7 protein-coding genes are annotated in these 7,086 nt (G+C 66.3%); 1 reads left to right on the forward strand and 6 read right to left on the reverse strand.

Annotated features, from left to right (window positions below; all coding sequences use genetic code 11):
- A partial coding sequence (locus E1809_RS25910; protein WP_133207094.1) for an HNH endonuclease occupies window positions 1-1,284 on the forward strand: 1,284 nt, incomplete at its 5' end.
- Between the two features lie 116 nt (window positions 1,285-1,400).
- On the opposite strand, the gene E1809_RS25915 is transcribed toward E1809_RS25910, so the two are convergent.
- From E1809_RS25915 to E1809_RS25940, 6 genes are all read right to left on the reverse strand, one after another.
- A complete protein-coding gene (locus tag E1809_RS25915) occupies window positions 1,401-1,628 on the reverse strand; it encodes a hypothetical protein (protein ID WP_133207095.1) in 228 nt (75 codons plus the stop codon).
- A 62-nt stretch (window positions 1,629-1,690) separates the two neighbouring features.
- Window positions 1,691-2,395, reverse strand: a complete 705-nt coding sequence (gene deoC, locus E1809_RS25920; RefSeq protein ID WP_133207096.1) for a deoxyribose-phosphate aldolase — start codon at window positions 2,393-2,395, stop codon at window positions 1,691-1,693.
- A 143-nt stretch (window positions 2,396-2,538) separates the two neighbouring features.
- Window positions 2,539-3,447: an FAD-dependent oxidoreductase gene (locus E1809_RS25925; RefSeq protein ID WP_133207097.1), complete on the reverse strand. Its 909-nt coding sequence runs from the start codon at window positions 3,445-3,447 to the stop codon at window positions 2,539-2,541.
- 132 nt (window positions 3,448-3,579) lie between these two features.
- Entirely contained in the window at window positions 3,580-4,740 is a 1,161-nt protein-coding gene (locus tag E1809_RS25930; protein WP_205754345.1) for a uroporphyrinogen-III synthase, read from the reverse strand.
- Between the two features lie 10 nt (window positions 4,741-4,750).
- Window positions 4,751-5,785, reverse strand: coding sequence for a uroporphyrinogen-III C-methyltransferase (gene cobA / locus E1809_RS25935; RefSeq protein ID WP_133207098.1), 1,035 nt, complete (start codon window positions 5,783-5,785; stop codon window positions 4,751-4,753).
- 5 nt (window positions 5,786-5,790) lie between these two features.
- Window positions 5,791-7,086, reverse strand: a 1,296-nt coding sequence (locus E1809_RS25940; protein ID WP_205754346.1) for a (2Fe-2S)-binding protein, incomplete at its 5' end; no start/stop codon positions are given.

The raw sequence follows: 7,086 nt of genomic DNA on the forward strand, positions 1-7,086 counted from the left end.
GTGAAGGAAACCGCCTGCCTCACTGCCGTGGACCGCGCCGGTGTCGACGCCGAACTGGCCCCCGACACCGGAACCCTCAACGGTGCCGGAGACCGTGCGGTCATCGCCGCCGCCCGGGCGGCCGCGTACCGACGTGACCCGGCCTCCGTCACCCGCCGCGCCGCCCGCGCCGTGACCGAACGGCACGTCAGCCTGCGCCCGGCCCCGGACACCATGACCTATTTGACAGCGCTGCTGCCCGTGGCCCAGGGCGTGGCCGTGCACGCCGCCCTGTCCCGCCACGCAGACACCCTCCGCTCGTCCGCGGGCGGGGAGGCCCGTTCCCGCGGACAAGTCATGGCCGACACCCTGGTCGAACGCACCACCGGGACCCGGGCGGGGATCACCGGCATCGACCTCCAACTCGTCATGACCGACCGCACCCTCCTGCAAGGCCACAGCGAACCGGCAAGGATCCCCGGCTACGGCATCGTCCCCGCCACCTGGGCCAGAACCCTCCTCACCAACCCCGGACCCACCGAAAACCACCCCGAAACCGGACACAACGGCGAAACCGGACACGACGACGGAACCGGAGACGGGCAAGAATCCGGTGACGCTTCCGGCCAGACTGGGCAGAAACCCGGTCCCGGACGGAGAAGCCGATCCGGAACCGGCAAAGACGGTCAGGCCCGCCAGACCAGACGCAGCCGGCAACGCGACCAGGGGGCCGTGCACTCCGCGGTCGTCGGTGCGCGGCGCCGCGGGCCGGAGGATTCCCCATCAGACGAGACGGCTTTCAAAGTGTGGTTGCGGCGGCTGTTCACCGCGCCCGGCAGCGGGGAACTCGCCGCCGCCGATTCGAAGGCCAGGCTCTTCCCGCCCGGGCTGAGGCGCCTCATCCAGGTCCGGGACAACACCTGCCGCACCCCCTACTGCGACGCGCCCATCAGGCACCTGGACCACATCCTCGCCTGGCACCTGGGCGGAACCACCAGCCAAAACAACGGCGCAGGACTGTGCGAAGCCTGCAACCACACCAAAGAACTCCCCGGCTGGTCAACCCGCACCCGAAAACCACGGCCCGGCCGCAGGCATGCCTTCGAACTCGTTACCCCCACAGGGCACAGCTACGAATCAACAGCCCCGCCCCTGCCCGGCACACCCCACACCCCGGACCCGGACGCCCAAATCTCACCCTTCGAAACCGCCGCCCTCTACAACTGGGACGACTGGAACCACCAACACAAACCAAACCACCAACCACAACCAAACGAGCAACCACAACTACGGAAACCAGCCTAGAACCAGACAACTCAAGCCCCTTCGGCACGCAATGCAAGCGCATCCAGGCTGCCCGACGAAAAAGGGCTGTTTCCCGGAAATCCGGGAAACAGCCCTTCTCATAAGTTTCTTGGTTCTTAGCTTTCGCCAGCCGAGTTGGAACGGCCGAGGATGGTCTGGGGGATCCAGAAAGCGAGGGCGAACAGGCCCAGGCAAACAGCCATCGGCCAGGGGTTGTCCAGGGTGAGGAAGGAAAGCGAGTAGATGGCGCCGAGGAACAGGGCCATCATGATCACAAAGAGCAGGATGGACGTGCCGAGGGGGTTCTCTTTCTCGACGACCTTGCTGTTGGCGTTCTGGGACATGCTTTCCTCCTTGGCCCCGGAGGGCTCAAAAACTAAGGCGGCTGCCGGCGCCCGTCAATATTTCAGTACGCGGATGAACCCTGTTCACCCTTGACGATGGCAATTCCGGAGCTCGCACCAATACGTGTTGCACCAGCAGCAATCATAGCCTGTGCATCGGCCAAGGAGCGCACTCCGCCGGAAGCCTTGACACCAAGGTCCGGGCCTACCGTCTTACGCATGAGGGCCACATCCTCAACGGTGGCGCCTCCGCCATTGAAACCGGTGGAGGTCTTGACGAAATCCGCTCCGGCCTCAACAGCTGCTTGGCACGCCAAAACCTTCTGCTCATCTGTCAGGAGCGACGTTTCGATGATGACCTTCAAGATGGCTTCGCCGCCATGAACAGCTTCGGCCACCTTCGTGATGTCGTCCACGAGTGCGCCCTTGTCACCGGCGCGCGCTGCCGCGATATCGATCACCATATCGATCTCGTCCGCGCCGTCAAGGACCGCGCCCCGAGCCTCAAAGGCTTTGACGTCGCTCGGCGTGGCACCCAAAGGGAACCCAACTACCGAACACGTGAGGACTCCGGACCTCTTGAGCGCCTTCTTCACGGTCTTGACCCAGATCGGGTTGACGCAGACCGACTTGAATTTGTAGTCGGCCGCTTCTGCACAGACCCGCAGCACTTCGGCCTCGCTGGCCTCAGGCTTAAGGAGGGTGTGGTCTATGTAAGACGCGATGCTTGCCGTGTTGATTGCGGCGGCCGGGGCTTCGTTGCTCATTGCGGTCCTTCCGTGGCGGGCCGGTGGCTTTACGGCCGCGCTTCCGCGGCTCGTCAAATGACCATCTTGCCACACCGTCCGGGCGGCGCGGAGGCTGCCCGGACGGAGGCGAAGGTCACGGAGCGGCACCGGTCAGAAAGCGGTCAGGCGGCGGCGTCGACTGCTTGTTCCGGCAGCATTTCCCCCACGATCCGGATCCTCGCGTCGTCCACGAGACGGGTTGCACAAGAGGCCGCCGCGGCTTCCGAGGACAACACGAGGCCCAGGCGCAGGCCGTCACGTGAGGCTGCGTCGCCGATCGCCCAAATGCCCGGGACCGAGGTGGCGAAATCGCGCCCGACCCGTATGCCGCCGTCGGGAGCTGTCTGCACGCCGGCGGTGCCGGCGAGGCTGCCACGGGGAATCCGTTCTTCCGCGAGGACAACGAGGTCGGCGTTCATGGTGCTGCCGTCGTCGAACACGATTCCTGTGGCCGGCAGGGCGGAACCCGCGACGGAGGGCATGACGGCGGCCGGGCGCAACGTGGTGCGGATCGGCCGGACACCGCGGGTGCGCAACACCGCCTCGGCCTGGCCGGCCGCAGGGCCGGTCCCCACGAGTATGCCCAAAGGCCGACGACCAAGCTGCTTGACGATGTCCGTCACCGCGGTGCCGATCTGTTCGGCGTCGTCGATTGTGGAATAGCTCAGGCCGCTGGAGGCGCCCCGGACCGGCGGGAGCACCGGAGCGGACCCGGTGGCGATCACCAATTGGTCATAGGTGAAATCGAGGCCTTCAGCAGTGGTCACTGTGCGGGCCTCCGCATCGATGAACGTGGCGGCCTGACCGAAACGGATGGACACGCCGGGTGTGGCGGCCAGGCTGAGGAGGGCTTCCGGGCAATCGTCCCGGTTGCTCAGGATGGTGATGGTGAACACGGGTTCTTTGACACCGTGTGGTGCATCGGGCGCCGTAAGCCCTCGCAGGGTGAATTGCCGGATGAGCGACTGGGCCGCGGGTCCGGCCCCGACGATGACGAGGTGGATTGGGTTCGCAGGCGGGGTGATGGGCATGATGTTCCCTTCGCTGAGGTGGTGCTGTTGCCCAGCGTAGGCCAACGGTTTTTCGGCCGTGTTTCCCCGTTGTTGCAGGACAGCGGGCGTCCGTTCCCTACTGGTTACCCGGTGGTAATGAGTTAGATCACACTAGACGCGGAGGCGGTAACCCCGCTTCACCACGGTTTCCACGAGCTTCCCGTCAGGCAACGAGGACCGCAGGCGGCTGACAGTCATGTCGAGGGCGTGGACGGATCCGCGCAGCTCCAGGAGGTCGGAGAGTGCCTCGCGCGACAACACCGCACCACCCGCCCCGAGGAGGGCGCGCAGCAGGAGCAGCGGAGCAGGGGCCAGTTCCACCACATTGCCGTCGATCCGCAGGCACCGGCCACGCAGTTCGATATTTCCCGCGGATGTCTCGAGCCGGCGTACATGGTTCAGGGACAAATGTTCGGTGACCAGGCGGATCAAGGCACCCATACGGTACCGGTCCGGGATCAGCGGCGACAGCCCCGCGTCGACCAGCGGCTGGGCGGTAACGGGCCCGACGGCGGCAACCGTCACCTGGGTCTTGAGCGCCTCGATCAGTTGGCGGTACATGCCCATCTCGTGGGCCGTGCTCCACATGGCGTCCACCGCGGGAGCGCTCGTGAAGGTGAGCACGTCCAAGTCTCCACTGCACACCGCCTCGATGAGGCGCGGAAGCTTGTCCTCGCCGTCGGGCTTGACCCAGCGGTACGGGGTGACGGTGAGGACAGTAGCGCCGGACATGCGGAGCCGCTCCAGTTGCCGCACGTCGGTGTACCCGTGAAGCTGCACGGCAACGGTCTTCCCCCGCACGCCTTCCTGGAGGAGCATGTCCACGAGCGTGGCGGTGGTTTCGTCGCTGCTGATCCCGACGTCGGCGAGCCCGGCCGCGCGGACGGCACCCCGGGCCTTCGGTCCCCGCACGAACATCCGGCAGGCGCCGAGGACCTCGAGGAGCTGTTCCCCGATGCCAAAGGAATCAGCCGCTTCGCACCAGCGCCGCATGCCGTAGGCCGTGGTGGCAACGCAGATATCCGGCTTGGCTTCGATGATTTTCCGGGTGTCCTCGATGAGCAGGAGGTCTTCCTGCACGGGAGCGATCTTCAAGGCGGGGGCATGCAGCACCGAGGCGCCGCGCCGTTCGAGCGCTTCAATGAGGTCGCTCGAACGCCGGTGGGAAGTCACGCCGATCCGGAAACCGTCAAGCGGCGCCTCTTCGCTGGGGCCGGGCGTGGCCGATGGCGAGCCGGCGTCGACGGGTTCAAGGGCATTCAGGGTGGGCATGGGGGTCCCTTCAGGCTTCAAGGAGTGAAGCCGCGAGGCGGTCTAGTTCTGCGGTGGATTCGGCTTGATTACGGTTGGCTTCAGCCACCCGGACCACCTCGCCGATGACCAGGACAGCCGGGTTGGAGCAGCCGGAGGCCGCGTTGACGATAGTACCGAGATCGGCGATGGTGGTGCGTTGCCCCGGGCGGTAACCGCGTTCGACGACGGCCATGGGCATCGCGGGGTCCATCCCGGCCCGGCTCAGGCCGGCAACCAATTGCGGGAGGGTGCCGATGCCCATAAGAACCACGATAGTGCCGCCAAGACCCGCCAGATGCGTATGTTCCGTCTCAGTCAAAGGCGCATGCCCGGAGACGACGGTGAACAGGTGGCTGACTTCGCGGTGGGTGACCGGGATGCCGGCGGCCGCGGGAACGGAGATCGCGCTGGTGACGCCGGAAATGACCTTCACGGGAACGTTGGCGGCCACGCAAGCGGCGACTTCCTCCCCGCCGCGGCCGAAGACATAAGGATCGCCGCCCTTGAGGCGGGCCACGTTCTTGCCCGCGAGTGCGGCGTCCACCATCAATTGTTCAATGTCGCCTTGGGCGACCTTGTGGTGGCCGGGGCGTTTGCCGACGTCGATGAGTTCCGCGGAGGTCAGCGCGGGCAGCTCCTGGTAGGGGGCGAGGCGGTCGTAGAAGACGACGTCGGCATCGCGCAGGGCGGCAAGCGCCCCGGCCGTCAGGAGATCCGGAGTGCCAGGGCCGCCGCCGATGAGGGTGACGTGTCCTGCCGGCCCGGCGGCGGGCTCGGTGGCCACCGGTATTCCGGCATCCCGGCAGCGCTGAAGCAGGGACTCCCAGCCGGGCTGGCCGTCGTCGACGGCGGCAACCAGGAAGGGCTTCTCGGGCAACGGGCCGTCGGACTCAAGTCCCTCCGGGGAGCTCAAGCGGTAGACGACGGCGCCCGCGGCTTCAAAGCGGCGGACCGCTTGGCGGGCTGCCGTTGCCGAGCCGAGGACGAGGACATCGCGGCCCGTGAGGTCGATGGTGAGCTGCATGGTGGTCATTTCCCTTCACCTGCGGAGTCAAGGCCGGAACGGACGGGGATGGAGGCGGAGGAGATCAGGACACTGCCTTTTTCCTCCTGGGTGGCCGGGCGGATCTGGCCGCGTTCGGGAACGAAGGCGATGGCGTCGTCCTTCTGGTCGGGAGCGTTGACGAAGGAACGGAAGCGGCGGAGGCGCTCCGGATCCTTGAGGGTCTCCGCCCATTCGTCCTGGTACGTGTCGATGTGGCGAGCCATGGCGGCTTCGAGGTCCGCGGCGATGCCGAGGGAATCGTTCACCACGACGTCCTGCACATGCTGCAGGCCGCCGTCGAGCTCTTCCTGCCAGCGCGCGGTGCGCTGCAGCCGGTCGGCGGTGCGGATGTAGTACATCAGGTAGCGGTCGATGTAGGCGATGAGGGTGTCGTCATCGAGGTCCTGTGCGAGGAGTTGGGCGTGGGCAGGCTGGAAGCCGCCGTTGCCGCCCACGTAAAGGTTCCAGCCCTTGTCGGTGGCGATCACGCCGACGTCCTTGCCGCGGGCTTCGGCGCATTCACGGGCGCAACCGGAAACACCCATCTTCAGCTTGTGCGGGCTGCGCAGCCCGCGGTACCGCAATTCCAGGTTGATGGCCATGGCCACGGAATCCTGGACACCGAAACGGCACCAGGTGGAACCGACGCAGGATTTCACCGTGCGCAGGCTCTTGCCGTACGCCTGGCCGGACTCGAACCCGGCGTCGACCAGTTCCTTCCAGATCTCCGGAAGTTGCTCCAGGCGGGCCCCGAACATGTCGATGCGCTGGCCTCCCGTGATCTTCGTGTACAGCCCGTACTTTTCGGCCACCGCGGCAATCACGCCCAAACCCTTGGGGGTGATTTCACCGCCGGCGATGCGGGGCACCACCGAGTAGGTGCCGTCTTTCTGCATGTTGGCCAGCGCTCGGTCGTTGGTGTCCTGCAAGGTGCCGCGCCCGGCGCCGAGGACGTATTCGCTGTTCTGCGAAGCGAGGATCGACGCGATGGTGGGTTTGCAGATGTCGCAGCCGGCGCCGGTGCCGTATTTGGCCAGGATCTCTTCGAAGGAGTCCAGTTCCAGGACGCGGATGGCGTCGAAGAGTTCCTGGCGGGAGAGCGCGAAGTGTTCGCACAGGGCCTTGGAGACCTCGATCCCGGACTTCTTCAGTTCCCCTTCGAGGAGCTTCTTGAGCATCGGCACGCACGAGCCGCACTGCGTGCCCGCGCGGGTGCAGGTCTTCAGTTCGCCCAGTTCCTGCACCGGGGCGTTGCCCTCGCAGGACCCGCAGCCGTTGAT

This window comes from Arthrobacter terricola, from assembly GCF_004354015.1.
GTDB classification, from domain to species: Bacteria; Actinomycetota; Actinomycetes; order Actinomycetales; family Micrococcaceae; genus Arthrobacter; species Arthrobacter terricola.

What these genes read in the sequence shown, in the direction of transcription:
- E1809_RS25915 (WP_133207095.1), bottom strand. Translation starts at nt 1,628, where the DNA reads ATGTCCCAGAACGCCAACAGCAAGGTCGTCGAGAAAGAGAACCCCCTC.
- deoC (WP_133207096.1), bottom strand. Translation starts at nt 2,395, where the DNA reads ATGAGCAACGAAGCCCCGGCCGCCGCAATCAACACGGCAAGCATCGCG.
- E1809_RS25925 (WP_133207097.1), bottom strand. Translation starts at nt 3,447, where the DNA reads ATGCCCATCACCCCGCCTGCGAACCCAATCCACCTCGTCATCGTCGGG.
- E1809_RS25930 (WP_205754345.1), bottom strand. Translation starts at nt 4,740, where the DNA reads ATGCCCACCCTGAATGCCCTTGAACCCGTCGACGCCGGCTCGCCATCG.
- cobA (WP_133207098.1), bottom strand. Translation starts at nt 5,785, where the DNA reads ATGCAGCTCACCATCGACCTCACGGGCCGCGATGTCCTCGTCCTCGGC.